The sequence below is a fragment of the Patescibacteria group bacterium genome (genome assembly GCA_038065315.1).
Taxonomy (GTDB): Bacteria; Patescibacteriota; Minisyncoccia; order Phycocordibacterales; family JBBTRF01; genus JBBTRF01.
Genome location: JBBTRF010000001.1, coordinates 219649 through 245449, shown reverse-complemented (window position 1 = coordinate 245449; position 25801 = coordinate 219649). Strand labels below are relative to the sequence as shown.

The following is a 25801-nucleotide window of genomic DNA, read 5'->3' as shown; positions in this document are numbered from 1 at the left end:
AGATGGCCAAATATGCTGTTTTGTGGTAGTGTTCTGGGATGAAAAAAGCGATCAATGCCTTGGTCATCTTTGGCCTTTCGACCGGTATTTTGGGCGGTTTTGCTCAAATGGCGCAGGCTCAAGTGCTCGCACCCAACTACGATCCGCGGCCCTTCGGCTCCACCCTCGAGGTGCATGTGAATGATAATGGCAGCGTCTCTATCCAGGGTGCTCGTGTGGAGCAGGTTTCGGGTACGACCCTTTTCTGCAAGGTGTATTGGGGAGTTTCCTTCATCCGTGTCACTGTCCGTACCAGCGACAAGACCGCTTTCGAAAAACGCTTCGGTCAGGCTATTACCGTGAAGGAAATTTCTGTCGGCGACTTTATTTCAGTCACCGGTGACTTGTTTGAAGGCTCGAACTCTCTCGATGTGGTGGCGAAGAAGGTGAAGAATTGGTCTCTACAAACATTGGAGGAAGGTTTTTCCGGTAGTATCTCCGAGCTCGGTACCAGTACGCCGACCGCATTGGCGTATATTCTCAACTCAAAGACCCGCGGCAAGATCACGCTGCTCGTAGCCTCATCGACGCCGGTGAACAAGGGCACTTTGGTGTTGAGCACGAATACACTCGGTGTCGGCACGAAGATCACTTCTGCCACCGGCGTGTACAACAATCTCAAAAAGACGCTTGAGGCGCAGACAATTCGTATCTATCAGGACATGTCGATTTTCAAGCCACGTAATTTTGAAGGGGTGATCAAAAGTATTGATGGCAATACATTGCCGCTCAACATGGTTGTCACTGTAGGCGGGGTGGATTACACGCTGCCGCTCGCTGATGGAGTGAGTATTTTGAACAACAAAAGACAGGTGTTTTCGATCGCTCGATTCATCAAGGGCGACAAGGTGCGCTTCTATGGTGCGATTCGCGAAGCACAGCCGAACATTGTGGATGCGACTGTCTTGCGAAACTTGTCTCTGTAAAAATGGTCCGCCCGATTCTTGATTTTGTTTTTACCTCTCCTTCATTTTTTCTTTAGAACTTTTTCACGATTTCTTTATCGGAAATTAGTCTTTTCTTGAACACTTTTTAGCAGTTTCTCTATCACTGGTTTGCTTTACTTATGGGTATTACTCATAAGCATATTCGCATGCCAACACAACATATTATCGATTCAGTTCGTCGCAACCTCCTCTTTCTCGGTGCCAGACAAATGGGGGTTGAGCAATCAACCGTGCATTTCGAAGGTACTGGTTTTGCGGTAGACGGACAGTTTGCCGTGACGTCACTCAGTGTTTTCAAGGCGATGGAGAAGGCGGCCGGGCAGTATTTTGCGGGAGTGTATCAAAAGACCGAGGCCGGGGTCGATGTATACCAGACCGCCGACCTCATGCTCATCGACACCGATACCGTACGAGGGCTGGCTGTATTTGGATTCGAGCAACGCCAGGAAGTCGGCTTTTCGATGGATGATCTCGAAACCAACGAGGACTGTCTCACCGCTGGGGTGGAGGCGTTTACGCTCAGCTTCCCAGCAACAAGGTGTCGGAATGGGGTGGATGAGGCTGATATGAAGCGAGTCGCTGCAGGGCAGCCGAAAGTCTTTACACACCTTTGCTCGATCGGTGCGGTCCAGAAAGACAAAAATGGCGTGCCAGAACTGCTCGAGATAGACGGCGCACCTTGGCTTGCCGATGGCGGCGCGCCGCTGATCGACGTCGATTCTTGCAAGATACTTGGTGTCGTCGTGGGCGCGTTGGATGTGTTTGTGCAGGGAAGCCAGCCCGTGTGTTTGTCTCATCGGATCCCCGTAGCCTGTCCCTCAAATATTCTGTATGACGTGCTCGACGAAGTGTCTATTGTTGTTCCCGGGCCATCTTCTGACCCGTATGATGATGAAGATGCAGAGACGGCCTCATTGGCGAAGGATGTTGCCGTATTGCACGACCAGATCGACGAGGAGGATGAATACGAATATGGATACGGCAGCGGCTATGGTAAAATGAAGAAATGATTGAACACCCAATTCTTCTCGCGGTTGCAGCGATATTCATGGCGCTGGGTATTCCGGCAGTGCTCGTGCCGTTTCTGCCGGCGATCTCGTACATGTTTCTTATTGCATTGCTTTTTGCGATTTCCGATCGCTTCGTACACATCACCTGGGAGAATCTTGCGGTACTTGGCGGTATTCTCATCGTATCTTTCTTCATCGATTACTTCGCCGGCATACTTGGCGCACGATATGGTGGGGCAGATCGACGCTCGATTCTTTTCGGATTCCTCGGACTCATTGTTGGTCTCATCGCCTTTCCGCCACTCGGGGGCATCGTTGGTTTGTTCGTCGGCATCTTTGCGGGAGAAGTAGTGGCACGCAAAAGTAACGCAGCAGCCCTCAAAGCCGCTACTGCCGGACTCATCGGCTCAGCGACGGGCGCGTTGGTGAATTGTAGTTTGGCCGTGCTCATGTTCGGACTCTTCCTCTACTTCGTGTTGGTCTAGGTTTCGTTGACGCTCGGCTGTTTTTCTGATATAAAGCCCTCTGGCTCTGTTCTTCACATTGTGAAAGAAACACTCGGAGCTACCACAAAAACCCCTTACCTAAGGAGGCGTCGTGACACAGCACATCGAAGGATTGATACTGCAAATTTCCCGCTACAGCAATTTCCACCTCTTTCTTCTCCTGGCCGGCATGGGTGCGGGCAAGGACTTTGTCGGCAAACTGTTGCAGGAGTATGGCTCAGTGTCATTTCATCACCTGAGCTGCAGTGCCGCCATCCGCCGCCGCGCCAAAGAATCTGGCCCAGTCGGCGATGCGTGCGCGGCGGCGGAAGAAAAGATGAAATGCGCCGAGATGGTCGAAGACGAGCTCGCCACTGTCGTCGTGTTGGAATGGATCCTGCAGCGGCTTCAGGCCGGTGTCAGAACCTTCCTGCTCGATGGGTTTCCGCGGAACGATCTTCAGTTTGCCGTCCTGCGTCGCCTGGAAGAATTGAAGGGCACTCACGTCATTGCGCGTTCAATTCTTTTGTGCCAGCCATTCGGCATCTGCCTCGCACAAGTTTTGGGGCAGCGCCGGAAGGAATTGTGCCGTGCGGATGACAACATTACCACCTTCCTGCACCGTTGGCATCACCAGTTTCTGGGCGAGACCGTCCCGATGATCAAAGCGATCCGCAACTGGGACCCGAAACGCTTTGCGGTGGTGCAGCAGACTGATCTAGAAAAGGTCCTGGAAGTCGCTCGGATCGTCGGGTATCAGGGTGTGCAGATGGAGCGATTGAAGGCTTCACTCATCCACCTTCGATCCTTTCAGCGTCTGCCGTTCGAGAGCGATCCGGCGGCGACCGTGGCTTTTGTGGAAAAGCTCACTCCAGCCCCTACGCGCGACCAGCTCGAACACGTTGCCAGCTTGGCACGTTCTGATGGGCTCGATTATTTCCGTCACCTCCCGAAGGTGGCATGAAAATCGTGTCCACGCCGATCGTTCCTCGGATGTATTTCTCTCACACAGCGAAAAACGCGGCCCCTTTTCAGGCGGCCGCGTTTTCTTTTGATTGCTTTTGCCACTCTTGCTGCGGCCCATATCGTACTACTCCTGAAAGTGCTTCCACCAATTGGTAACGGGGGTCTTGCGGATGATCTCGACGATTTCTTTACTGTCTTCGGTGATATGGTACAGCTTCATGTCGTCTGGGTTGATCGCTTTGTGAGCGACAAGCATCTGCGCTTTGATGAAGGCGTCGAGCGGCTCCCAATAGTCACGGCCGACGAGAATGATTGGCACTTTCGGGATCTTGCCAGTCTGCACGAGAGTCAGCACATCGAAAAATTCGTCCAAGGTGCCGAAGCCGCCAGGGAAGAAGATGAAAGCTTCGGCTTCAAAAGTGAGGAGCGTCTTGCGGCTGAAAAAGTATTTGAAATCGGCGCTTTCAGTGATGTACGGATTGTCGCGCTGTTCGTGGGGGAGGCGAATGGTCATGCCGATCGAGACGCCGCCGGCGTCTTTCGCTCCGCGCGCGCCGGCTTCCATAATGCCCGGCCCGCCGCCAGTCACCACAGCATAGCCGAGCTCCTTCACGATCTTGCCTGCCAATTCTTGAGCTTGCTTGTAATGTTCATGTTCCGAAGTGAAGCGGGCTGAACCAAAGAAGCTCACCGTCTTCGGATATTTTTTGATGAGGTCGAAGCCACGCTTGAATTCGTCATGAATATCTTTCAATTCGTACCGCTCATCTTTTTGGATGTCACCAATCGAAAGAAAGCCGTCATTGGTGTGAGGCTTCGTGTTGCGCTTGAACCATTTGTGTATCATTCGCCTATTTTACTACATTCTGCACCACAACCCAACTGGCCAAGATTCCAACTAGAGACCGAGCGAACGGAGAAATGCTTCGCGTTCTTTCTCTGTCACCTCGCGGACAGCACCTGGCTTGAGGTTGCCTAGGCCGATGTTGAGGATGGCAATGCGCTGGCTCTCCACAATGGTGAAGCCAAGTTCAGCACAGATGTGTTCGAGGTGGGCGTTGCCGGTGTTGTTGAGGGTGACTTTGAAATGGAGTTGGTCTACGGTTTCAGCAGCGTTCTCCGGACCGGCCTGCAAGTTGAGGAGTCGATCAGACAAAATGCGAATGAAGCTCGCGGAATGCACCTTGTTGAGGGTGCAGAAAAAAGTTTTCGGATGCGCGTATACGGGATTGAGCAGGCGATCGGTGATGCGACCGTCGTTAGTGAGGATCATGATGCCACTCGACTCTTTGTCGAGTCGGCCGATGGGGAAGAGTTTCTTGCCGACGAGGTACGCATACTTTTTTTGGCTTTTGAGTTGGTCAATGACAGCCTCGATCTCGTTGTCGCTCGCGCTCATGCCGACCGGCTTGTGGAAGATGAAGTACACGCGATCCGCTGCGGTGGTGCCATGAACGTTTCCCGAGCCGGTTCCGGGAGCTTTTTTACCGGTCGAATTACCCTCAGCTTTGTTCTGGGCTTGCAAGACCTCCACGACATCTGTTTCCTTCACCTTGTCTCCGAGGACGGCTACACGACCATTGAGGAGTACTTTTTGAGCGGTGACCAGCTCGTCGGCGCCGCGGCGCGTCGAATATCCCTTGTGGGCGAGATATTTGTTGATGCGCATTGGCCATGCCGCTGCGAGGAGTATGACCTTTTTTGGTGCCGGTTTCATGGCTATTACTATACGTTATTTTCCAAAATGCACAAGAAATGCACAATTTGGTCAAATCTGGTATGCTCGTGAGACATGAAGAATGATATGGCCGATATCAACAGTGCGAAGTCGCATCTTACCCCACAAAATCCACTTTCATTTGTGGTGGAGAAGCGCCTCACGAAGCCTGACGACACCCCGACCCTCGGCCGTGTCGGACTTTTGACGACTCCGCATGGTGTGGTGCATACCCCGGCGTTTGTGGCGGTGGGGACGAAAGCCACAGTGAAGTCGCTCACGCCCGACCACGTGAAAGACCTCGGCGCTCAGGTGGCCCTGGCGAATACGTATCATTTGTATCTGCAGCCGGGTGAGAAGATCATCGCGAAGGCTGGCGGCTTGGGCAAAATGATGAATTGGCACGGTCCGACCATGACCGACTCTGGCGGCTTCCAGGTGTTTTCGCTCGGCGTGGCGTTTGGGAAGGGGATTAATAAGTTTTCTAAGGGAGCAGATAAGGGAGCGACAGCGACACTTACATCTGCGACACTTATGCCGAAGTCTTCTTCGGCGAAGCCCTCCCTCGCCGAAAGCGGCACCGACGCGACAGAGGATGTGGCGGCGCGTCTCGCGCGTGTCGACGAAGAGGGCGTCACATTCAAGTCCGTCATCGACGGCAGTACGCATCGCTTCACGCCGGAACGTTCGATCGAGATCCAGGAGCAGATTGGTGCGGACATGATCTTTGCGTTCGATGAATGCACCTCGCCGCACGCGCCAAAAGAATATCAGCAGGAGGCGATGGCACGCACGCATCGCTGGGCGGAGCGTTGTTTGAAGGCGCATAAAAAAGTGACGGCCAACGGCACACCCCAGGCGCTGTTCGGCATCGTGCAGGGTGGGCGTCACGAGGACTTGCGCAAGGAAAGTGCGCGTATCATCGGCGCGATGCCTTTCGACGGCTTCGGTATTGGTGGGTCATTTGACAAAGAAGATATGGGCAAGGCGGTGCGTTGGGTGAATGAGCTCTTGCCGGAAAACAAACCACGCCACCTGCTCGGCATCGGCGACCCTGTAGATATTTTTGAGGCAGTGGAGAATGGTTGCGACACCTTCGACTGCGTTGCGCCGACTCGCCTTGGACGCAATGGCACTATTTATACGAAGCATGGACGCGTGCATATCGAGAATGCGCAGTATCGCGAGGATATGCGCCCAATCGAAGAAGATTGCGCTTGCTATGCTTGCGCACACTACACCCGCGCCTACATTGCGCACCTGTTTCGCGCTGACGAAATGCTCGCCGGCACCCTTGCCTCGACCCACAACCTCCATTTCATCGTGAATCTTGTTGATCGCATGCGAAAGGGAATTGAGGACGGCACCTTCTTTGAATTGAAGCGTGAATTCTTGTCCACGTATCTAGCGAAGTAGTTGGGGATAGCAAAACCCGCGAGCCGTCTGAGGTGAGGTATAATAAATGGGTATCGGCTCGCCTGTGGAGCTCGCTCTTTGTTGGGTTGGTCAACCTTCAGTGTAGCTGTTTTCTATGCACGAAACTTCTCCTCTCGGTATTCCCACGAGTATGTCTGGTTCGCGGGGGTCTGACAGCAACGGTCGTCTCCGACTTGCTCGGAGTGACGACGAATTCGTTTCCAACGTGTTTGGTTCGTCGGAGGGTCCGACACACCCTCCCGTGAAGTTTCCGTCTGAACGGCCTTCATGGCTTGAGCAACAACGCCTCGCGCTTGCCAATCTGCCAAAAGTAGGGCTATAATGCCTGGCAGCTATGAATACCGTGACTGTTGCAGAAGCGGCACCTCAGCCGCCGGCACATCATCCGGAGCTTGAGCTCGGTTCGCAGCCAGGGGTGGTTCCTGGGCGCGGACAGCTTGAGTTCGGGGAAGTCAAAACCGATCGCGGCGATGTCGCCATGGTTCACACGAGCAGCCACACTGGCAGCTAATGCCCATTTGGGTTGATGTTGGTTGATTGCACAAGCCCCGGAGCGCGACGCGTCGCGCTCCGGGGCCCTTTTTTAAATACGTTTCGAAGTTTGACAACTCCCTTGAAAACGGGTACTTTAGTGTCAACTGCGGTCATTGAAAACTCATGTCGGTCAACCAGTCACAATCAACCATCAAAAACGGTCTACTACCACTGCGTATGAAAAAAAGCACGGCGGTCCTCAATGTCTTCCTGTTTGGCGCAGCCTTACTCGCTGTCCACACCTTTATCCCTATCGGCTTCAGTGTGAATTGGGAGGGAACACTGCACATTCTGTGGTCGCTCATGTGCATCTTCGCGCCGATCTGCGGCGTTGGTTACTTTGGCGCAAGATTGGTCGAGGCCCTTCAGGCGGCCGGCCGACCTATCATGGCTTCGGCGCTTGAGCCAGAAGTGCTCTACATCGTGGAGAGTGCCATTGTCGAGCGCGGAGCCGGCACCTATATTGCGAGCTTGGCCGTGCTCAAGAAGGCGGTCCTCGCAGACGGTGAGACGGACAGGCAGACAAATCGTCTCCTGGTGTTCTTTCCGGGAAAGGAGCTGCGCGAAGGCGGCCGAGTGATGGGGGTCACCACCAAATGGTTCGAGGCTTTTTCCAAGACTGGCGCCACCTCCGAAACCACGCTCGTGCTAGTCGGCTCCCAAGCTTGAAATCTTATGAAGCTCCTCAAACAGCATCCCAAGCCGCAGCCTCCGCATCCCTGCCTGACTGCCCTAAGGCAGGCCATCATCAACCTGAAAAATGCCCGCAACTACTATTGTCGGCACCCTATCCGGCCAAAGATCGAGCGCCTCAATCGTGCCAGCCGGGCGGTGAGCGACGTCCTTGACTTCATCGTCAATGTTTACGACGGCCATCTTACTCGCACCCTCTTGAAGCGTGCCGTGGTTGCGCTCGACGAGGCTGCGAAGATCCTGGAGAAACGTCGGCCCATCCGTCGCGGACTCAAGATGAAATGGTTCGTTGCGGTGAAGCAGGCGCTGAAAAGCCGCTACGAACAGTTCATGGTGTTGCTCGGCGAAGGTCGGGCGATTTACCGGAGGACGATGACGGACCTCGCGCTTGGGCACCATGATTTGGTCCCGATGATGTGACCTCTGTCGCCGCTATTGCGCGGCCGCTACTCACTGCCTTGTCGATTCTCCCGTGTGGAGGGTTGGCGAGGCGGTTTTTTCTTGTCGCGGAGAGAGGTGCTCGTCTGGGTGGGGTGGCGCAGCGAAAAATAGTAGGTGCGGATTTTTCATACTTTCTCATATTTTGTATGAAAAAGTATGAAAAATCCGTAGGTACTCAAAAATATCGCGGCACCTCAGCCGATCGCGCCAGGTTTATTTACGAACCTCGAAAAATACGTTATAATCCATTTTCAATGAAAGCCGCGTCAAAAAACGAAAATTCGGCCGCAAATTCACCCTTCAAACTCAAAACCGGTGGCCACACGCCGGCGGGCGATCAGCCGAAGGCGATCAAGATGCTCGTCGAGGGCGTGCGCAAGGGGATGAAACATCAGACCCTGCTTGGTGTGACCGGTTCGGGCAAGACATTCACCGCGGCCAATGTCATCGAACAGATTGGCAAGCCGACGCTCGTCATTGCTCACAACAAAACGCTCGCGGCGCAGCTCGCGCAGGAATATCGAGAGTTTTTCCCGGACAACGCGGTGCATTATTTCGTCTCCTACTACGACTACTACCAGCCCGAGGCGTACATGCCCGTCACCGACACCTATATCGAAAAAGAGGCGATGATCAACGAAGAGATCGAACGCTTGCGCCACGCGTCGACCCAGGCCCTGCTCACGCGCAAGGATGTCATCATCGTCGCTACCGTCTCTTGTATCTATGGTCTGGGTTCGCCTGTTGAATACGAGAAGGTCAACATGAAGATCGCGCGCGGCATGAAGGGCAATCGTGCCGACATGATGCGCCGTTTCATCGACATACACTATGAGCGCACCAACGCTGATTTGACGCCAGGTACCTTCCGCGCGCTGGGCAACTCGATCGAGATCATGCCGGTGAACGAGCGCGCGCTGTTTCGGATTGGGTTCGAGACGAAAATGGAAAAAGCGGGCAAAGGCGCCGAAGTGCCGGTGGAAGTGGTCGGCGAAATCATGAAGATCGACGCGACCACTCGCCGCATCATCGGCGACGTTGACGCGTTCTTTTTGTTCCCGGCTAAACATTTCATTACGACGGACGAAGGGCAGAAGCGGGCTTTGCAGACGATTAAGGCCGAGCTGGATGTGCGGCTCAAAGAGCTCGCAGCGGCGGGAAAGAATCTCGAGGCGGAGCGTTTGAAACGCCGCACCAACTATGATTTGGCACTGATCCGCGAAGTCGGCTACTGCAACGGCATCGAGAACTACTCGCGCCACTTCAGCGGGATGCCTGCGGGCGCACCGCCGGATACGCTCATTTCGTATTTTCCGCATAAGGCGGTGAAGAAGGGTGCTCCAAGCGCGGTTGGCAATCTCGGCGAGCCGGATTTCCTCACCATCATCGACGAGTCACACGTGACGATTCCGCAGTTGGGCGGTATGTTTGCTGGCGATGCATCACGTAAGCAGTCGCTCGTGGAGTATGGTTTCCGATTACCAAGCGCACGCGACAATCGGCCGCTCAAATTCGACGAGATCGAAGAACGCCTCGGCCAGCGCATCTACACTACCGCCACGCCGGGCAAGTATGAGCTCGAGCGTAGCGTTAAGGGCGGTCCTGATGGCGATGGGCAGATCGCGGAGCAGGTGATTCGACCGACTGGCCTCCTTGATCCAGAAGTGGAGATTCGCCCAATCATTGAGAAAAAGGGTTCTTATTCCAGTCAAGTTTTCGACTTCATTGCCGAAACCCAAAAAGAAGTGAAAAAGGGTGGGCGAGTTATCGCGACGACCCTCACCAAGAAAATGGCGGAGGACCTGTCGGAATATTTGAAGGAGAAGGGGATCAAGGCCGAATATTTGCATAGCGAAATCAAGACCATCGATCGTATTCAGATTCTCACAGAGTTTCGTCGCGGCAAATTCGACTGTCTCGTGGGCGTGAACCTCTTGCGCGAAGGCCTCGACCTGCCGGAGGTGACGTTCATTGGTATTCTCGATGCAGACAAGGAGGGCTTCCTGCGCTCGGAGATGGCGCTCATTCAGACGATTGGTCGTGCGGCGCGAAATACGGCTGGCCGCGTGATTTTGTATGCCGACGAGGTCACCGGTTCGATGGAGCGGGCGATGAAGGAGACGGCGCGTCGTCGTGCCCTGCAGATAGAATACAACACCAGGCACGGCATCACGCCGCAGACGATTATCAAGGCGATCAAAGACATCACCGACCAGATCCAGACCGACCATGCCAAGGCGGTGAAGGGCTTGCTCGCGGTGGACGAGGCGGAGTTTGCTGGTGTGACCGATGCTGCGGAGGCCGAAAAGCTGATTCGCAAGGTGATCAAGCGCAAAGAAGCCGAAATGGAGGAGTCCGTGAAGGTGTTGGATTTCGAAACGGCCGCTATTTTGCGCGACGAAGTGAAGGCACTGGAGGAGCGGATTGGGGCTGTGGTGAAGGGCGACCGAAAGGAGCGCGCCGCCGCAGCGAAACGGGTGACGGAGGTGAGGAGGAAGAAGAGGGCTTAAAACTATGAGAGCTATTGAATTTTTCATTCTCAATATACAGCGTTCCGAAGAGCTGCTAAAGCTTCATGAGGAAAAGTTTCCAATTGGAAGACCTGCCTCCAAGGGGGTGACTGCTGATTTGCTTCGAGCCGTAATTGTTTTTACCGTCGCCGCTTTGGATGCGTATATCCATAAACGTACCATCGAGATTATTACCAAGATAATTCATCATAAAAAACGAGTTCCGGAAAGGTGCGTGGAAAGAATAAGGGGTAAATTTAAAGATAAGGATGGTTACAAGGAATTGACCAATCTGATTATTCAGAAAGATCCGACCAAAAGATTGATAAATTTTTTAGAAGAGTCTCTTGGTTCTGTTACCTTTCAAAAACCTGAGTCAATTCAAATGGCCTTTTCAATGATGGAAATTAATGATGGTTGGAAACAGGTTAATAAGTTTCTTTCAATAAAGCCGGGTAGGAAAAAGAAGGGTAGAAGGGCGGATGTTAGAGGGATAGTTGCCACTATGGCAGAACGCCGAGACTCAATTGTTCACAGAAATGATGTATACTATGGCAATAAGCATCACGGCAAGGTTAGACCAATAACAAGAAAGGAAGTGCGAGATAATCTTGAAACGTTCAGAGCTGTCGTCTATGCCATAGAACATATTTCCGAGAAAATATAAAAACATGTCTGACAAAAAAACACGTTGTGAGGAATTGTATAAAGAGTACCTGGAACTTGACCAGAAAACCAGAATTATAGTTGGGAATTATGTGTCTGGGAAAAAGATGACCCCTCAGCATATTGACCCGGAAGAATTGCTTAAACGAGAAGAGCTACGTATGCAACTTTTGGATTGTCGAGGGGTACTTGATTTAAGTGATGACCAGCTATTCGAATTAGAGAATGGTTAGCTGTTATTGTCGTCTTCGTCCATGGCTGTTTCTGGTATGCGTGTTCGAGGTTTAAATTACCGCTGCCTAAACATAACCAAGCATTTTGGAGGAAAAAGTTCGAGAGGAACATAAAGAGAGATAAACGAAATATCCAGGCACTGAGACGACTCGGGTGGAGGGTTTTCGCAATGCGGGAGTGCTATTTTTCGAGTAAAAGATTGTCGGGAAAGCTAGAGAAAATAAGGCTTGTTTAAAAATCGATAAAATCTTAATAAAGATTTCGCTTCTTTTTTCGTATCGGAAGTGACATACTTTCTGAACGTATGAAAATGATGTCACTACCAAAGGTCGACCTTCCTCGTGAGAAATTGCAGAAGTATGGCGTCAAAAGACTCACCGATCAAGAGCTTCTTGCTGTAGTTCTCGGTTCCGGTATCCAAGGTTCGAATGTCTTGCAGCTTTCAAAAAAGATACTGGAGCTTATCTCCGAGATCGGTAAGCAAAAGATTGGCCTCGAGCATCTTTTATCGATTAGGGGATTGGGTAAGGCGAAGGCGGCTCAGGTTTTATCCATCCTTGAACTAACGGACCGTTTTACCGTTCAGAAAACGGAAGTACTATCTCCTACTGATGTCTGGAAACTCTGTTCGGACATAAAAGATTCGAAAAAGGAACATTTCGTCGCTTTCTATCTCGACACACAGGACTGTCTAATAGAGAGACAGGTCATCTCGATTGGTACGCTCAACGCAAGCCTTGCTCACCCCCGTGAATTATTTGAACCAGCCATCACTTTACGTGCCGCGAGTGTTATCGTGGCTCACAACCATCCCTCCGGAGTCACGCAGCCTTCCGGAGAAGACATTGAAATGACCAAGAAGCTTGTTCATGCTGGCAAAATACTTGATATTCATCTCACTGATCATGTTATTGTGACCAAAAATGCATATTTGAGCATAATAAAGTATCATATAAACCAAGATGAATAATACAGAATTCAAGACCAAGGAAGAGGTGTTTGCGGCCGCACAGAAGATACTCAAGAAGAATCTACGTTCCATTATTCCTAAGAATGAGATAGGTTCTGTCGAGGCGGAAGTGAGTAGGTATGGTTCAAAGATGAAGGGGTTGCTCGGTATTTACATTCAACGTTATGTCTTTGGTAAAGAGCCGGACAATAAGAACGAGGCTGATTTTTACCTTGCCGGCGTCGAGCTAAAGACCAATCCTCTTAAGAAACACCCAACCAGAAAATACACTTCGAAGGAGAGACTCGTTTTTTCAATGATTGATTATGACGAGGTGATAAAAGAGGTCTGGCGGAGCAGTTCTTTTCTAGAGAAAAACAAGTTCTTACTCCTGATGTTCTATCTTCATATGCAAGGACAGAGTATCGTTGATCACGAGTTCAAGTTCATTAAACAACTCGACTTGTTGAATGTGAACGATATTTCCGCTGACGATATCTTGCAAATCCAGAGGGATTGGGAGTTCATTGTCGCAAAGATAAAAGCCGGTGAAGCCCACTTACTTTCAGAGGGGGATACGTACTATCTCGGGGCTTGTACTAAGGCACAGAATAGCCGTATCCTTCGAGATCAGCCGACTTCACGTATTCCAGCGAAGCCAAGAGCTTTTTCTTTCAAGCAACAATATCTAAATTACCTAATTCAACGAGATCTCCTGGGGAACAAAACGGAGGCGGACTCACTGTTGGAGAAGGCACGAGCAAAAAAAGTTAAAGCGAAGACAATCGAAGCTGTGGTTCATGAGGAATTCGCACCCTTTATCGGTAAGACCGATAAAGAAATAGCAGCAGTATTAGGTTGGAAGTCTGTTGGCGAATCAAAGAATTACAAGCGAATCTTGGTGAACCGGATTTTTGGTGTTGAGTCAAATAAAATCGAGGAACTCGAAAAGGCGAACGTGACTCTCAAGGTGCTAACGCTTGAACATACAGGAACTCTCCGTGAGTCTATTTCATTCCCCGCATTCGACTATAAGGACCTGGTCACTCAGGTTTGGCAGGATGATGACACAGAGGAGATGGCTGACCTGCACGCTCTTCTAGAAACGCAAAAGTTTCTCTTCGTTGTATTTCAGAAGGTGAAAGACTCTGACGATATCATTTTGCGAAAGACTATGTTCTGGAACTTCCCGATGAAAGACTTGTCAGAGGCAGAGAGGGTGTGGCAGAAGACTATTGATGCAATAAATGAGGGGCGATACGAGGACCTGCCAAAAATGAAGGATAGCTCCATTGTTCACGTCCGCCCGCACGGCAAGGATTCTTCCGATACTGTCGAAACTCCTCAGGGAACCAAGGAGATGAAGAAATGTTTCTGGCTCAACGCAAAATACATCGAAAAAGCGATAGAAAATTAGGAAACAAAAACGACTTGATCGATTTACTGGCTCTTGCTATAATCACGGAATGAAAAAACTAAAGGTCGTCGAGCTGTTTGCGGGTGTGGGTGGATTCCGGCTTGGCTTGGAAGCCGTAAAGGGTGGCAATGCCTACGGAATGGTCTGGAGTAGCCAATGGGAGCCTGGAGCGAGCACGCAGCACGCCTCGGATATCTACATCCATAAGTTCGGCAAGGAGGGCCACTCTTGTGAAGATATACAACAAGTCATTGCGAACGACTTCAAGCAGATTCCTGACCACGACCTACTTGTTGGTGGTTTTCCTTGCCAGGATTATTCCGTTGCTACCACGTTGCAACAGTCGAAAGGTCTGTATGGAAAGAAGGGTGTCCTATGGTGGTCCATCTTTAACATCTTGAAGAACAAGGGAAAGAAGGCCCCGAACTTTTTGATGCTCGAAAATGTGGACCGACTCCTGAAGTCACCAGCTTCTCAACGAGGTCGAGATTTTGCTGTCATGCTTGCTTCGCTTGCTGACCTTGGATACATCGTCGAATGGAGAGTCGTCAATGCTGCTGACTACGGCATGCCTCAGAGGAGAAGAAGAGTGTTTATCTTGGGATATAAGAAGGGAACCGTGCCTTACTCAGCGATAAAGAAGGAAAAGTCCATCAAGAACTGGATTCTAAAGAGTGGAACTATTGCTAGAGCTTTTCCGATTACGGAAAAGACCGTTTCTGAGCTTGAGCAATTTTCTATTGAGGGCGACCTGAAGAAGGTCTCAGAGAATTTTTCTGCCGAAAAACCATCAGCAAGCCCGTTTGAAAATTCTGGCGTAATGATTGATCGAGAGGTTTATACGGTAAAGACGGCACCGGATTACAAAGGTAAGAGGATTTTATTAAAAGATGTTGTTGAGCACGATGAGGCTAAGATTCCGGCTGAGTTCTATATCAAGGATTCTGATTTGAAGCAGTGGAAATATTTGAAGGGCGGAAAGAAAGAGGAGAGAAAGTCGAAGAGTGGTTACGAGTATCATTACTCGGAGGGCCCAATGGTCTTTCCTGACCCGCTGGAGAAGCCTTCTCGTACTATTGTGACCGGCGAAGGCGGAAGTTCACCGTCTCGTTTCAAGCATGTCATCAAGACCAAGTCTGGACGATTGCGTCGCTTGATGCCGGTAGAGCTTGAACGCCTGAACATGTTTCCAGATAACCACACTAAGGTTATGGTGGGGGGTACGGTGGCACCTGACACGAAGCGAGCCTTTATCATGGGAAACGCATTGGTGGTGGGGGTGATTAAGAGGTTGGGAGAGTCGCTCCATTCATTCGTCTAAAATAATTGAATGAAAGAATTTGAAGGAAAATACGAAGGAATTGTTCCGTCAAAGATTCTCGATAAAGACAATCAAACTGAGTTGGATAACTTTTTTCTAATGCTTGGTGTGATTTTTAACGACTTAAAAGGTTTATTATTTTTCTCCAACTTACTCAAAAATACCTACCGACCTTTGTCGAAGGAAGAGTCTGTTGGTCAGACAACCTCAGCTCATCTTGGTGAGTTCAGTGGATTAAATCTACAGATTAGCAGATTGATAATTGGATTAATAAGTGAGTTCATCTTATTTTTAAGAGAAAATGAAAAAGTCCTGAATCATCCAAGATTTAAATTGTTCGAAAAGCAGCTCGATAAAAAGATGAAGAAGCCGTGGTCTGAAATATTAACTATAACTTTTAGTAAAGATACTTCGAGCCAAGACTTTTTATCAAAAGTCGCTAGAGTTCGAGGTAATATTGTATTTCACTATTCTAAATCGAGAAAAGAAATCCCCGCGTCTTTTTTGAAAAAGTTTAATGAAGAAAAAAAGACATCCGCCAATCAAAAAGCCTACTATTCTATTGGCAGTAGAATGGAAGATACACGCTTTTATTATTGTGATGCTGCTGTGCAAGAATATTTAAAAGAGCATCTCACGATTGATCCCGGACAAAGCCATTTTAGCGACATTGTCGCAATTGTTGAGAATATGAACCAGGCCATTGCAGGTTTACTGCATCAATATATTTCTTATAAAAAACAATTAAAATAAAATTATTCTTTTTTGTTGAAATGACCCCCTTCTCCTCCCGTGCCCTCTCGCTCGCGCCACTCCAACGTCATCCCATTTCACCGCACCTTCTATGTCGAGGTAATGGTCAATAGCTTGACACCCTCTCCATTCCGATCAAAGATCGGGGAATGGAAATCAGTCGTGAATTGGCGACAAAAATACTGAAGTATCTCAATACTCACCGGAGTTGGTATTTTCCGTTTCGGGTGATGGGCCGGGCAGGGGAAGATGGGCATGTTCACTCCTTCTTTCTCCAAGAAAACCTACAACATCTCGACACGGACACGACACGTCTGCTCGCGAAGGGTTTTATTGAGAAAATCACCGGTGAGTCCCTCGAGGAATACATCGCTGGGCAGGCCAAGGTGTATCGCGCGTATTGGAAGGAAGGGCTGTGGGAGAGCGAGGATATTGAGGAGTTTGGCTTCAACGAATTCATCGGCGGCAAGGCCGAGGCGTATGAGGATTGTCTGGAGATGGTGAGGAGGTTGGGGGTGTAGGAGGGGGATGGGTCTGTACAGGATGGCTAAGAGTCGACCGTGACGAAATGAGTGTCGAATTTTGGCGCGCTGCGGCCTGCCTGAAGCCTCGTTTCAAAACCGATGAAATCTTTCTAAAGATTTTGCTTGTTTTTGACCACTCCTGCTCTGTATAATCGACGGTGCATGTCGCCAGAAAATACACAGAAACCAAATAATGCCGCATTTATCGATGGTGCAAATCTTCGCAAGGGAGCTGATCATCTCGGCTGGGAACTTGATTATGGTCGTCTGAGAATCTGGCTTCGCGAGAAGTACTCCGTTCAAAATGCGTATCTTTTTCTCGGTCTTATCCCCAAATACTCCAATCTATACAGGGATCTTCAGGAGAAAGGGTACATTCTCGTCTTCAAGGAGGTCGTTTACGATATTGATGGAAGAGTAAAGGGTAACTGTGATGCTGACCTTGTGGTTCAGACGATGCGAGGCGCATACGAAGGCCTTTTTGATAAAGCTGTTCTGATTTCGAGTGATGGCGATTATGCAGGCCTCATTTCTTTCCTGTTGGAAAAGGAAAAGATGCTAGCCGTACTGTCTCCTTATGGTGCCGGAAGATGCTCTATTCTAATCAAAAGAACCGGGGTGTCGATCGCCTATCTTTCGGACCAGAAAAATATCTTGGAGCCTGCCATAAATAAAAAAGCCCCCGATGCGGACGGAACCGCATAAGGGTCTTTTTCGTAGGAATGTATTATTTATAGCAAATTGCGATTTTAAAGTCAACCTTTTGAACGCTGAGTTAATGCCCTAAGAAAAGTTGTCTACAGGCATCTGAACGCGAGTATAAAAAGCTCATTCTCATGCAACTTTTCGTGACGTTTTACTCCTCTTTCGTGAACTGGTGTAGCGACCGTTTGGAAACCGATAAAATAATTATGAAGATTTTGCTTGCGATCTGCTTGCACATTTTCGTATACTTATCGGTACATGATGATCGTCGAACATCATGCTGAGATCGTCCCTTGCGTGCCGCAGTGGTTGAATAAAGGCCTTTGTTGAGGACCTTAAGGCGTGGGTGAAAGCTCGGAGGAGTAAGTAGTCCGGCAAGCGAGCGCAAATTACTAACAAATTGCTCAACACTCGCATAGAAGGGTTCATCCTAGGTAACAATTTACCCTTCTCTGCGGCACATAGGGGATGATCGGAAATTATTTGGTAATTAATTGAAGAATATGTCATATTTTGCTACTATGTTGAGTATGGATTGGACTCGCCTCTACAAAAAATACGCTGGTCTGTGGGTGGCCTTGAAAGACGATGAAAAGACCGTCGTTGGCTCTGGCGCAACCCTTAAGCAGGCTCTTGCTGGTGCAGAAAAGAAAGGATATCAGCATCCCATTGTGCATCGCGTGCCTGCAAAATTAGAAGCTTTTGTCGGCATCAATGAAGTTTCGCTATAAGGAAGTTGCCCTTGGTGTGTTTAGACCGATTATTCGAGTTGCGATTAAAAATCCAAAGGATACCGGAAGACACATCGAGTGCCACGCACTGATTGATTCGGGTGCGGATATGAATTTGTTCTCAAGCGATATTGCCGAAGCGATTGGTCTCGACTTAGAATCCGGTAAGAAAGGAACCGTGAGCGGGATTACAGCAGGGGAAAGCCAGGCAACGTATACGATACCAGTGATTTTGTCGGTGGGAGGGTGGGAGTACCGTGTCGACATGTCTTTCATGAAAACATTGTCTCGGAATGGACACGGCTTGCTCGGACAGAAAGGGTTCTTTGATTTATTCCACTCGATCACCTTTGACTATCCCAAGCAAGAGGTCATAATAAAGGCCATCACGGCGTGACTTTTCTAAAAATCATCTTCAAGAATAGGCGAGTCGGTATACTGCGAAGGGTGCGTCGACATGTTGGTCTGCGTCGTCGCTTTCGCCGTACCCGCCGCCCAGCTTCTCTTACCAGTCGCCGCGCTTTCGCACTGCACAAAGAAGCCGCTCGGGGCATCGCGCATGCACGGCTCGAACATTTTGCACGTTTCTATGCCGCACTCACTCCGCCGCACATCTTCACCTACTGCCGCGTCAGCATTCGCAACCAACGCACTCGCTGGGGGAGTTGCTCGCGCAAGGGCAATCTCAACTTTAGCTACAAGCTCGCGCTCCTGCCGCCACGGCTCGCCGACTATCTCATCGTGCACGAGCTCTGTCATCTCGGGCAATTCAACCATTCGCCGGCGTTTTGGGCTTTGGTGGCACTGGCAATCCCGGACTACCGCACCCGCCGAGAAGAGCTGAAACACTGGCAGGAGTCGAAACAACATGCTACGCTACATACTAGCGTCTCGGTGTAGCAGACAGGGCTGGAAAGCTCCGAAGCGTAGATATCGAGACTGAGGATTCGCCGCAAGGCCGCCTCAAATCGCCGGATTAGATACCCGGCTGAGAATCCGGCAAAGGACAGCGCACACCGCGGGAGAACCGACCCCTAGTCCGAATCGCGGTTCGGACCGGGTCATCGTCGGCCGTAACTATAACGGTCCCAGCTCCCATCGGCCCCACGGTTTCCGTGGCACGGCCCGTCACATGCGGTGTTAGCGCCCCGTCCTCATTGCCGCGAAACAAGTCGATCATCGCAATCGCGCCTGCAACAGCACTGCGCTGATCGGCAGCCGGAGTTCCTTCGAGGAGCTCCGGCGTTTTATTTTTGCTGAGGCCCGTCTCGTTGCCAGAAAGGCTCATTGCGTGGTATTATTTTGTTCATATTCAATCAAACACAACCAACATACGCATGAATCCATCAAGTCTGCAGACTCAATTTCCGCTGAGCGCCTCAAAGAAGTTTATGAAGAAAATGTTGGAGAAGGCGATCTCTGTCTTTCTTCTCAGTGTCCTCTTCAGTGCGGTTGTGGGAGTGGTCCTTTTTGTCATCGCTTCCTCTGGAGATGGGGTATCGGATAATGCTTGGATCGGCTCTGTGGCTATTGCTGTCGGATTTTTCCTTTTGTTCTTTCTTGTTGTAATGGGCCTCTATGCTTGGTATTTCAAAACCTACATCAAGCGATATTATTACTCTGCCGACAAAGATTTCTTGACGATTAAGAAAAATGTCTTCACCCCAACCGAAATCCATGTGCAATATCAGAAGATTCAAGATGTGTATGTTGATCAGGACCTTCTCGATCGTTTCATTGGTTTGTATGATGTGCATATTGCAAGTGCGACTGTCTCTTCTGGTATTGAGGCACATATTGATGGTGTAGAAAAAGCAGCAGCAGAAGGTCTAAAAACATTCTTACTCAATTCTATTCGTGGCGGTGCTGTCGGCAGCACATCTTCAGCTACGGCGCAGACCGGCACTATGGCAGCAGCGGCTCAGCCGGCTACGAAAAAACTAACTCTCTCGGAAAAGATCTCGAATGAGCAGTATCCTCTCACGACCAAGTGGTATTGGGTATCGATGCTCGGCATCGTGCTCAGCAACATCTTCATGTCGGTGATTTTCGGATTGTGGTGGGGCGGAAAGAACACGGAATTGACCGTGGTGAACCTGTATCTCGGCATCGGCATTTTTGTTGTCCTCACTATCTGGCGTCTCATCACGTTGGCTATTTGGAAAGGCAATTATCGGTTTGATTTTTTGGAAGACTATATTTACTACAAGGACGGCGTCTTTAGTCTGAATGAACGACACATGCCGTATACGTCGGTGCAGGATGTGAGCGTGAGTCAGGGCATCATCAATCGTATATTCGGTCTTGCCAACGTGACGATCCTCGATGCGACTCAAGTCGTGATCGCGAATTCCAAAGGCCAAGAAACTGCACCGATGGGGATCACTATCCAAGGTCTTTCGATCGAGGACGCTCGAAAAATTGCCAATGTGGTGAAGACTTCGATTCTCGGTATCAGTACTCGTGGTGCAAATGGTCTCTAGTTTTAGCAAAAAAGTTTTAAAAGTCGTTCGAGCCATCCCAAAGGGTCGGATCCTCTCGTATCAAATGGTCGCGCGCAAGGCGGGGAAGCCGAATGCCGCTCGCGCTGTCGGCAGCATCATGAAGCGCAATTATGATCCGGCAATTCCGTGTCATCGTGTCGTGCCGAGCTCGGCATTTGTGCTGGGCACCAACAAACTCGTTTCCGCTGATTCGAAAGTGATCGCCCGCAAGCTCGGCCACTACAACCGCGGCCACGAAAGGAAAGTGGCGCTGCTCATCGCCGAAGGGGCGATCAAGTAGGGGTCGGCAGTGTCCGAATTGACCGAAGGCAGGCTGAGGGGAGGTGTCCGCCGCCAATTTCGAGTACCTGCGGATTTTTCATACTTTGTATGAAGATGTATGAAAAAGTATGAAAAATCCGCCCTACTCTTTTTTGCTTCGCCACCCACCCTCGCCGTCGCTTCTTTGGGGCTCTCTTTGCGCACCTATTCTCACATTTCTTGCCACCGCGCCTGCCTGCGTGATATAGTGTGGCGGTCGTACCAACCCCCATGGCCAGACCACGGGGCAATTGGCGCATACGTTTATATGAAAAAAGACGAAAAAATTGAGGCAGGGAAAGGCGCCAAGGGCCTCACTCACGTGCCGCTTCCGGCATCTCCAACCACTTCCCGCGGTGATCTCGCGATCATCGTGAAGGGCGCGCGTACTCACAATCTGAAAAATATCACGGTAGAGATGCCACGCAACAAAATGGTTGTTTTTACCGGTCTCTCTGGCTCGGGAAAATCATCGCTCGCATTCGATACTATTTTCGCCGAAGGACAGCGCCGCTATGTTGAGTCGCTCTCCGCATACGCCCGTCAATTTCTCCACACCATGCAGAAGCCCGATGTCGACGAGATCGTTGGTCTTTCGCCAGCCATTTCTATTGACCAAAAGTCACGCTCGAACAATCCGCGCTCGACCGTGGCCACTATCACCGAAATCTACGACTATCTCCGTATCTTGTACGCACGTATCGGCAAGCCGCACTGCCCGGAATGCAGCCGTGAGATCAAAAAGCTATCGCATGAAGAGATCGTGAAGACCATCGTCGAACATGTCGAGACTGTCGACCTCTCCAAGGCGACCAAAAAAGTGATGGGCGTGGCCGTGAATAATCTGAAAGTGAAAATCTACGCGCCCGTCGTCGTCGGTCGCAAGGGCGAATATTATCAGATGCTCTACGATCTCCTCGGCAAAGGGTACAGCGAGGTGAAGATCGACGGTGTCGTCAAAAAACTCCGCGAGCAGATCGTCCTCGATAAAAACAAGAAGCACGATATCGACGTCCTTGTCGACGAATTTTTCGTGAGCGAATTTGGGAAATCAACAGGCAAAACTGAAAAGGGGGAGGTGAAAGAGATCTGGCACGAGCGCCTTTCAGAGTCTGTTGAGCGTGCACTTGCAGAAGCCAATGGCCTGCTTAAAATCGAGCTGCCAAACCCTGAGGCGAAGGCAGGTGAGCGTGGACCATCGGGCACTGTTATCCTCCAGGACGGTATCGAAGAGCGCCTCATCTCGGCGAAATTCCTCTGTCCATACGACGGCTTCTCATATCCCGAGATCGAGCCACGCATGTTTTCTTTCAACTCGCCATATGGCGCGTGTCCGGAATGTAACGGCCTCGGCACCAAGGAATTTTTCGGTGAAGAGACCTGTACCAAGTGCAACGGCGCGCGTCTGCGCGAAGAGGCTTTGCATATTTTGCTCGGCGGGGAACTCGACAAAAATGGCGTGCGACACGGTGGCAAAAACATCGTCGATATCGTCGCAATGTCGATCACCGATTGCGACCTCTTTTTCAGACGATTCACCAAGACTCTCACGGCAAATGAAAAAAGCATTTGCAAAGTGATCGTGAAGGAGATCGACGCGCGTCTGCAATTTATGATCAACGTGGGTATCGAATATCTTTCGCTCGACCGACGCGCCCATACGCTGTCTGGTGGTGAGGCGCAGCGTATTCGTCTCGCGTCGCAGCTGGGTTCCGGTCTGGTCGGCGCTATGTACGTGCTCGACGAGCCGACCATTGGTTTGCATTCACGTGACAACGATCGCCTCATCAAAACCCTGCTCCATCTGCGCGATATCGGCAACACTATCATCGTGGTGGAGCATGACGAAGACACGATTTATTCCTCCGATTACATTGTGGACATCGGGCCAAAGGCTGGCGTGCATGGCGGCGAAGTCGTGGTGTCGGGATATCTCGACGAGCTTCTCACTGCGAAGAAAAATACGAGCGGCTCGGTGACCCTCGATTATCTCCGTGGCGACGTGGCGATTGAGATTCCTGAAGAACGGCGTACCCAGGACAAGGGCATGCTGAAGATCCGCAATGCGAACATTTTCAATATCAAAGGTATGGACGTGGATGTGCCACTCAGCCGATTGGTGACGGTGACTGGCGTGTCGGGTTCCGGAAAGTCGTCACTCATGTATGAGGTCATCCACAAAAATCTCCAGGCGCGTTTTGAGCGAAAGTACCGCAGCAACGAAACATACAATTGCTCGTCCTTCACCGGCACTGAATATATCGGCCGCACCATTCTCATCGACCAATCGCCAATCGGTCGCACCCCGCGTTCGAATCCTGCGACGTACACCGGCGCCTTCACTTTCATCCGCGACCTTTTCGCCGCGAGCACGGAAGCCCGTGCTCGCGGCTGGAAAGCCAACCGTTTTTCTTTCAACGTGAAGGGCGGTCGCTGCGAAGTCTGTCAGGGCAACGGCGAAATCGCCGTGGAAATGCACTTCCTCCCGACCGTCTACGTCCCCTGCGATGTCTGCAACGGCAAGCGTTTCATGAAAGAAACCCTCGAGGTCAAATACAAAAAGAAGTCGATCTACGACGTGCTCACTATGACTATCGACGAGGCTCTAGAGTTTTTTCACGACATCCCTTCGATCGCGGATCGTCTCGAAACGTTGCAAGAAGTGGGGCTCGGATATCTCCAGCTCGGTCAATCGGCCACCACTCTTTCCGGCGGTGAAGCGCAGCGCGTGAAGATTTCTTCCGAGCTCTATCGTCCGCACATGCAGAAGACTATTTACTTGCTCGACGAACCGTCCATCGGTCTGCACTACGAAGATGTGAAGAAGCTCATCGAGATTCTTCAGAAGCTCGTCGTGAAAGGGAACACCGTCATGGTCATCGAACACAATCTCGATATTATTAAATCTTCCGACTACGTCATCGACATCGGCCCTGAAGGCGGCTCTGGCGGCGGCAAGCTTGTCGCCAAAGGTACTCCCGAAGAAGTGGCGAATAACGCGAAGTCGTACACAGGCAAGTATTTGAAGAAGATGTTGAATAAGTAAGAGTGCGCGAACGGCGCGAATACGCGACGCGGAGAAAATAAAAAACGGCAGTCGTCGAGGACGAGTGCCGACTGGGTGTTCCAGAACTAGAGTTGATCCGATGCGTCACAGAAAGCCACCCTCCAAGCGTTCTTCTGGTCTCTCCATGTCCTCACTGATCCAATCGAGGTATGCGGTGACGATTGCGCAGACGACCGCGACGATGCCGAATGTCCACTTGGCGACGATCAGCACGGTCGTGCCCGACAAGAGGTGGGGCAGGAAGAGCATTGCGATGGCGGTAAGGCCGCCGATGACGCAGGAGAAAATTGCGCTCACCACGGCCACGATTACCAACCAGATTACGAGGCCACCGAAGACCTCGACTCCATTCCACAGGTGACGAAGGGGCGCACTGGCCGATTTAATGAACTTCATTTGAACCTCCAAGGTTAAGGGTTGACCGACTGCTGATAATGCTACAACTTTCGGGATTTTCGTCAACTGCGTGCTATAATCGACACCGGTTTTGCCCTTTTCCACCTATGAACACTGAAATCTCGACCACTCCGCCCGTCTACAAAAGCGCCGACAAAGCCACGATTATCGTCTTTTGGTTGGCGCCATTCATCGGTCTACTCGGCGCTATCGCCTTTCAGGTCTGGCAAGGCAGCTTCGACTGGTTCTACGCTTGGCTCTTTCTCGGCTGTTACGTGGTGACCGGTCTCGGCACCACTGTCTGGTATCACCGCTATTTCACGCACGCTTCGTTTGAAGTGCAGCGCTTTATGAAATACTTTGGCGGTATCACCGGTGCGATGGCTGCTCAAGGGCAGATTGTCACCTGGTGTTCGATACACCAACATCATCACGCGCACAGCGACGAAGATGGCGATCCGCATTCCCCATGGAAATATTGCCTCGATCCAGAAGGGAAGCTGACCAAGATCTCCTTCGTCAATCTGTGGAAGGGCTTTTGGCACGCACAATTCGGCTGGATGTTGAAAGGGCTTCCGATCCCGCAGAACGCTGCCTTCAAGCGCCTCACGGCTGATCCGGTCGTGTCCTTCGTGGATCGACACATCGCCCTGTGGATTCTGCTCGGTCTCCTCATTCCCGCCGGCCTCGGCTTTTGGCACGAGGGCACGTGGAAAGGGGCGCTGCTCGGCTTTTTGTGGGGTGGTGCGATCCGATTGTTCATTCATCAGCATGTCACCTCGATGGTGAATAGCTACTGCCATTTATGGGGTAGTCGCGCGGTGAATACCAGCGATCGGTCCCAGAATAGCTGGCTGATCGGTTTCCTCGCTCTTGGCGAGGGTTGGCACAACTACCACCACGGCTTCCCGAACTCGTCGCTGCATGGCATGGACTATCCTTGGCTCGACGCGAGCTACGTCTTCATCAGGCTGATGGAGCTCTCTGGACTCGCTTGGGACAGCAAAAAAGGAATTCCGAGTGCCGATCGAAAGTTGCAGCGGTCGCTGTGATCGACGACATTGTCCTATCCGCATTACTCAAGACGTCTCCGGCTCCGGTCGGTGGCGTTTTCTTTTTTATGCAAAAAATAAGCCCCGCAGTGTGAGTGCGGGGGTGAAGGGAAGCGCCGGAGCGCGGGGGTTGCAGTGCTCAGCGCAGTGCAAACCAGTCGTGCCGGTGGCTGCCGGTTGTGCCGGTAGCCAAAGCCTGGGAGATCGTGCTCTGGCGGGGCGCCGAGGAAGTGCCACGACGAGTGCGGAACTGGGCCCAGATTTCCGTGGCGGCCAGGATGGCGATCGCGAGGGTGATCATGGGTTGGCCGAGCACGTAGCTGACCACGGCGACGGTGAGCCACAATGTGGCGAAGAGCAGGTTTTTCATGGGTGCGGGTGAGGAAACAGACGTTGCGGTTGT

General features: G+C 51.0%; 28 protein-coding genes. 24 read left to right on the top strand and 4 right to left on the bottom strand.

The features are described 5' to 3' along the window. Nucleotides 1–38 precede the first annotated feature (38 nt). From AAB391_01265 to AAB391_01250, 4 genes are all read left to right on the top strand, one after another. Nucleotides 39–965 (top strand): hypothetical protein, encoded by a 927-nt coding sequence (locus tag AAB391_01265; GenBank protein MEK7644942.1) that lies wholly within the window; start codon nt 39–41, stop codon nt 963–965. 167 nt (nt 966–1132) lie between these two features. After that, the gene (locus AAB391_01260; protein ID MEK7644941.1) at nt 1133–1996 is read left to right on the top strand and encodes a hypothetical protein; all 864 of its coding nucleotides are present in this window, start codon (nt 1133–1135) and stop codon (nt 1994–1996) included. Next, nucleotides 1993–2481 (top strand): DUF456 domain-containing protein, encoded by a 489-nt coding sequence (locus AAB391_01255; protein MEK7644940.1) that lies wholly within the window; start codon nt 1993–1995, stop codon nt 2479–2481. Before AAB391_01260 ends, AAB391_01255 begins: the two co-directional genes overlap by 4 nt. 112 nt (nt 2482–2593) lie before the next feature. Next, complete coding sequence (locus AAB391_01250) at nt 2594–3445, top strand: nucleoside monophosphate kinase (protein MEK7644939.1); 852 nt, start codon at nt 2594–2596, stop codon at nt 3443–3445. Between the two features lie 126 nt (nt 3446–3571). Here the strand turns inward: AAB391_01250 and AAB391_01245 are convergent, their stop codons facing one another. Both AAB391_01245 and AAB391_01240 read right to left on the bottom strand, forming a co-directional pair. Then, nucleotides 3572–4294, bottom strand: coding sequence for a TIGR00730 family Rossman fold protein (locus AAB391_01245; protein MEK7644938.1), 723 nt, complete (start codon nt 4292–4294; stop codon nt 3572–3574). Nucleotides 4295–4345: 51 nt separating this feature from the next. Further along, a complete protein-coding gene (locus tag AAB391_01240; GenBank protein MEK7644937.1) occupies nt 4346–5164 on the bottom strand; it encodes a pseudouridine synthase in 819 nt (272 codons plus the stop codon). Nucleotides 5165–5239: 75 nt separating this feature from the next. On the opposite strand from AAB391_01240, the gene tgt reads away from it, so the two are divergent. The 19 genes from tgt (at nt 5240) to uvrA (ending at nt 23929) form a co-directional block, all read left to right on the top strand. Continuing rightward, nucleotides 5240–6580: a tRNA guanosine(34) transglycosylase Tgt gene (gene tgt / locus AAB391_01235; protein ID MEK7644936.1), complete on the top strand. Its 1341-nt coding sequence runs from the start codon at nt 5240–5242 to the stop codon at nt 6578–6580. Nucleotides 6581–6935: 355 nt separating this feature from the next. After that, nucleotides 6936–7112 carry a hypothetical protein gene (locus tag AAB391_01230; protein ID MEK7644935.1) on the top strand — a complete coding sequence of 59 codons (177 nt, stop codon included), beginning with the start codon at nt 6936–6938 and terminating at the stop codon, nt 7110–7112. Between the two features lie 200 nt (nt 7113–7312). Continuing rightward, nucleotides 7313–7804, top strand: a complete 492-nt coding sequence (locus AAB391_01225; GenBank protein MEK7644934.1) for a hypothetical protein — start codon at nt 7313–7315, stop codon at nt 7802–7804. A 6-nt stretch (nt 7805–7810) separates the two neighbouring features. Further along, nucleotides 7811–8248, top strand: a complete 438-nt coding sequence (locus AAB391_01220; protein ID MEK7644933.1) for a hypothetical protein — start codon at nt 7811–7813, stop codon at nt 8246–8248. 275 nt (nt 8249–8523) lie between these two features. Next, nucleotides 8524–10779 carry an excinuclease ABC subunit UvrB gene (gene uvrB, locus AAB391_01215; protein ID MEK7644932.1) on the top strand — a complete coding sequence of 752 codons (2256 nt, stop codon included), beginning with the start codon at nt 8524–8526 and terminating at the stop codon, nt 10777–10779. A 4-nt stretch (nt 10780–10783) separates the two neighbouring features. Continuing rightward, nucleotides 10784–11446, top strand: coding sequence for a HEPN domain-containing protein (locus AAB391_01210; GenBank protein MEK7644931.1), 663 nt, complete (start codon nt 10784–10786; stop codon nt 11444–11446). 4 nt (nt 11447–11450) lie between these two features. After that, complete coding sequence (locus AAB391_01205) at nt 11451–11678, top strand: hypothetical protein (GenBank protein ID MEK7644930.1); 228 nt, start codon at nt 11451–11453, stop codon at nt 11676–11678. A 305-nt stretch (nt 11679–11983) separates the two neighbouring features. Next, nucleotides 11984–12649, top strand: a complete 666-nt coding sequence (gene radC / locus AAB391_01200) for a DNA repair protein RadC (GenBank protein MEK7644929.1) — start codon at nt 11984–11986, stop codon at nt 12647–12649. Beyond that, nucleotides 12642–14045 carry a Sau3AI family type II restriction endonuclease gene (locus AAB391_01195; GenBank protein ID MEK7644928.1) on the top strand — a complete coding sequence of 468 codons (1404 nt, stop codon included), beginning with the start codon at nt 12642–12644 and terminating at the stop codon, nt 14043–14045. The genes radC and AAB391_01195 overlap by 8 nt, the downstream gene beginning before the upstream one ends. Before the next feature lie 49 nt (nt 14046–14094). Further along, nucleotides 14095–15366 carry a DNA (cytosine-5-)-methyltransferase gene (dcm, locus tag AAB391_01190; GenBank protein ID MEK7644927.1) on the top strand — a complete coding sequence of 424 codons (1272 nt, stop codon included), beginning with the start codon at nt 14095–14097 and terminating at the stop codon, nt 15364–15366. 9 nt (nt 15367–15375) lie between these two features. Next, nucleotides 15376–16119, top strand: coding sequence for a hypothetical protein (locus AAB391_01185; protein MEK7644926.1), 744 nt, complete (start codon nt 15376–15378; stop codon nt 16117–16119). Between the two features lie 149 nt (nt 16120–16268). Then, nucleotides 16269–16640: a hypothetical protein gene (locus AAB391_01180; GenBank protein MEK7644925.1), complete on the top strand. Its 372-nt coding sequence runs from the start codon at nt 16269–16271 to the stop codon at nt 16638–16640. 165 nt (nt 16641–16805) lie between these two features. Further along, nucleotides 16806–17348, top strand: a complete 543-nt coding sequence (locus AAB391_01175) for an NYN domain-containing protein (protein MEK7644924.1) — start codon at nt 16806–16808, stop codon at nt 17346–17348. A 503-nt stretch (nt 17349–17851) separates the two neighbouring features. Continuing rightward, entirely contained in the window at nt 17852–18079 is a 228-nt protein-coding gene (locus AAB391_01170) for a DUF5678 domain-containing protein (GenBank protein ID MEK7644923.1), read from the top strand. Then, nucleotides 18063–18476 (top strand): retropepsin-like aspartic protease, encoded by a 414-nt coding sequence (locus AAB391_01165; GenBank protein ID MEK7644922.1) that lies wholly within the window; start codon nt 18063–18065, stop codon nt 18474–18476. Before AAB391_01170 ends, AAB391_01165 begins: the two co-directional genes overlap by 17 nt. Then, nucleotides 18473–18979: a M48 family metallopeptidase gene (locus AAB391_01160; protein MEK7644921.1), complete on the top strand. Its 507-nt coding sequence runs from the start codon at nt 18473–18475 to the stop codon at nt 18977–18979. Before AAB391_01165 ends, AAB391_01160 begins: the two co-directional genes overlap by 4 nt. A 437-nt stretch (nt 18980–19416) precedes the next feature. After that, a complete protein-coding gene (locus AAB391_01155) occupies nt 19417–20562 on the top strand; it encodes a PH domain-containing protein (GenBank protein MEK7644920.1) in 1146 nt (381 codons plus the stop codon). Continuing rightward, nucleotides 20552–20863 carry an MGMT family protein gene (locus tag AAB391_01150; protein MEK7644919.1) on the top strand — a complete coding sequence of 104 codons (312 nt, stop codon included), beginning with the start codon at nt 20552–20554 and terminating at the stop codon, nt 20861–20863. The genes AAB391_01155 and AAB391_01150 overlap by 11 nt, the downstream gene beginning before the upstream one ends. Before the next feature lie 288 nt (nt 20864–21151). Continuing rightward, nucleotides 21152–23929 (top strand): excinuclease ABC subunit UvrA, encoded by a 2778-nt coding sequence (uvrA, locus tag AAB391_01145; GenBank protein ID MEK7644918.1) that lies wholly within the window; start codon nt 21152–21154, stop codon nt 23927–23929. Between the two features lie 105 nt (nt 23930–24034). Here the strand turns inward: uvrA and AAB391_01140 are convergent, their stop codons facing one another. Further along, nucleotides 24035–24346, bottom strand: a complete 312-nt coding sequence (locus AAB391_01140; GenBank protein MEK7644917.1) for a hypothetical protein — start codon at nt 24344–24346, stop codon at nt 24035–24037. A 107-nt stretch (nt 24347–24453) separates the two neighbouring features. On the opposite strand from AAB391_01140, the gene AAB391_01135 reads away from it, so the two are divergent. Next, complete coding sequence (locus AAB391_01135; GenBank protein MEK7644916.1) at nt 24454–25398, top strand: acyl-CoA desaturase; 945 nt, start codon at nt 24454–24456, stop codon at nt 25396–25398. Nucleotides 25399–25537: 139 nt separating this feature from the next. Here AAB391_01135 and AAB391_01130 read toward each other — a convergent pair whose 3' ends face one another. Further along, complete coding sequence (locus tag AAB391_01130; GenBank protein MEK7644915.1) at nt 25538–25768, bottom strand: hypothetical protein; 231 nt, start codon at nt 25766–25768, stop codon at nt 25538–25540. Nucleotides 25769–25801 lie beyond the last annotated feature (33 nt).

Bases quoted from the DNA above. Each gene is read 5' to 3' on its own strand.
- AAB391_01265 (MEK7644942.1), top strand. From the start codon at position 39: ATGAAAAAAGCGATCAATGCCTTGGTCATCTTTGGCCTTTCGACCGGT.
- AAB391_01260 (MEK7644941.1), top strand. From the start codon at position 1,133: ATGCCAACACAACATATTATCGATTCAGTTCGTCGCAACCTCCTCTTT.
- AAB391_01255 (MEK7644940.1), top strand. From the start codon at position 1,993: ATGATTGAACACCCAATTCTTCTCGCGGTTGCAGCGATATTCATGGCG.
- AAB391_01245 (MEK7644938.1), bottom strand. From the start codon at position 4,294: ATGATACACAAATGGTTCAAGCGCAACACGAAGCCTCACACCAATGAC.
- AAB391_01240 (MEK7644937.1), bottom strand. From the start codon at position 5,164: ATGAAACCGGCACCAAAAAAGGTCATACTCCTCGCAGCGGCATGGCCA.
- tgt (MEK7644936.1), top strand. From the start codon at position 5,240: ATGAAGAATGATATGGCCGATATCAACAGTGCGAAGTCGCATCTTACC.
- AAB391_01230 (MEK7644935.1), top strand. From the start codon at position 6,936: ATGAATACCGTGACTGTTGCAGAAGCGGCACCTCAGCCGCCGGCACAT.
- AAB391_01225 (MEK7644934.1), top strand. From the start codon at position 7,313: ATGAAAAAAAGCACGGCGGTCCTCAATGTCTTCCTGTTTGGCGCAGCC.
- AAB391_01220 (MEK7644933.1), top strand. From the start codon at position 7,811: ATGAAGCTCCTCAAACAGCATCCCAAGCCGCAGCCTCCGCATCCCTGC.
- uvrB (MEK7644932.1), top strand. From the start codon at position 8,524: ATGAAAGCCGCGTCAAAAAACGAAAATTCGGCCGCAAATTCACCCTTC.
- AAB391_01210 (MEK7644931.1), top strand. From the start codon at position 10,784: ATGAGAGCTATTGAATTTTTCATTCTCAATATACAGCGTTCCGAAGAG.
- AAB391_01205 (MEK7644930.1), top strand. From the start codon at position 11,451: ATGTCTGACAAAAAAACACGTTGTGAGGAATTGTATAAAGAGTACCTG.
- radC (MEK7644929.1), top strand. From the start codon at position 11,984: ATGAAAATGATGTCACTACCAAAGGTCGACCTTCCTCGTGAGAAATTG.
- AAB391_01195 (MEK7644928.1), top strand. From the start codon at position 12,642: ATGAATAATACAGAATTCAAGACCAAGGAAGAGGTGTTTGCGGCCGCA.
- dcm (MEK7644927.1), top strand. From the start codon at position 14,095: ATGAAAAAACTAAAGGTCGTCGAGCTGTTTGCGGGTGTGGGTGGATTC.
- AAB391_01185 (MEK7644926.1), top strand. From the start codon at position 15,376: ATGAAAGAATTTGAAGGAAAATACGAAGGAATTGTTCCGTCAAAGATT.
- AAB391_01180 (MEK7644925.1), top strand. From the start codon at position 16,269: ATGGAAATCAGTCGTGAATTGGCGACAAAAATACTGAAGTATCTCAAT.
- AAB391_01175 (MEK7644924.1), top strand. From the start codon at position 16,806: ATGTCGCCAGAAAATACACAGAAACCAAATAATGCCGCATTTATCGAT.
- AAB391_01170 (MEK7644923.1), top strand. From the start codon at position 17,852: ATGTCATATTTTGCTACTATGTTGAGTATGGATTGGACTCGCCTCTAC.
- AAB391_01165 (MEK7644922.1), top strand. From the start codon at position 18,063: ATGAAGTTTCGCTATAAGGAAGTTGCCCTTGGTGTGTTTAGACCGATT.
- AAB391_01155 (MEK7644920.1), top strand. From the start codon at position 19,417: ATGAATCCATCAAGTCTGCAGACTCAATTTCCGCTGAGCGCCTCAAAG.
- AAB391_01150 (MEK7644919.1), top strand. From the start codon at position 20,552: ATGGTCTCTAGTTTTAGCAAAAAAGTTTTAAAAGTCGTTCGAGCCATC.
- uvrA (MEK7644918.1), top strand. From the start codon at position 21,152: ATGAAAAAAGACGAAAAAATTGAGGCAGGGAAAGGCGCCAAGGGCCTC.
- AAB391_01140 (MEK7644917.1), bottom strand. From the start codon at position 24,346: ATGAAGTTCATTAAATCGGCCAGTGCGCCCCTTCGTCACCTGTGGAAT.
- AAB391_01135 (MEK7644916.1), top strand. From the start codon at position 24,454: ATGAACACTGAAATCTCGACCACTCCGCCCGTCTACAAAAGCGCCGAC.
- AAB391_01130 (MEK7644915.1), bottom strand. From the start codon at position 25,768: ATGAAAAACCTGCTCTTCGCCACATTGTGGCTCACCGTCGCCGTGGTC.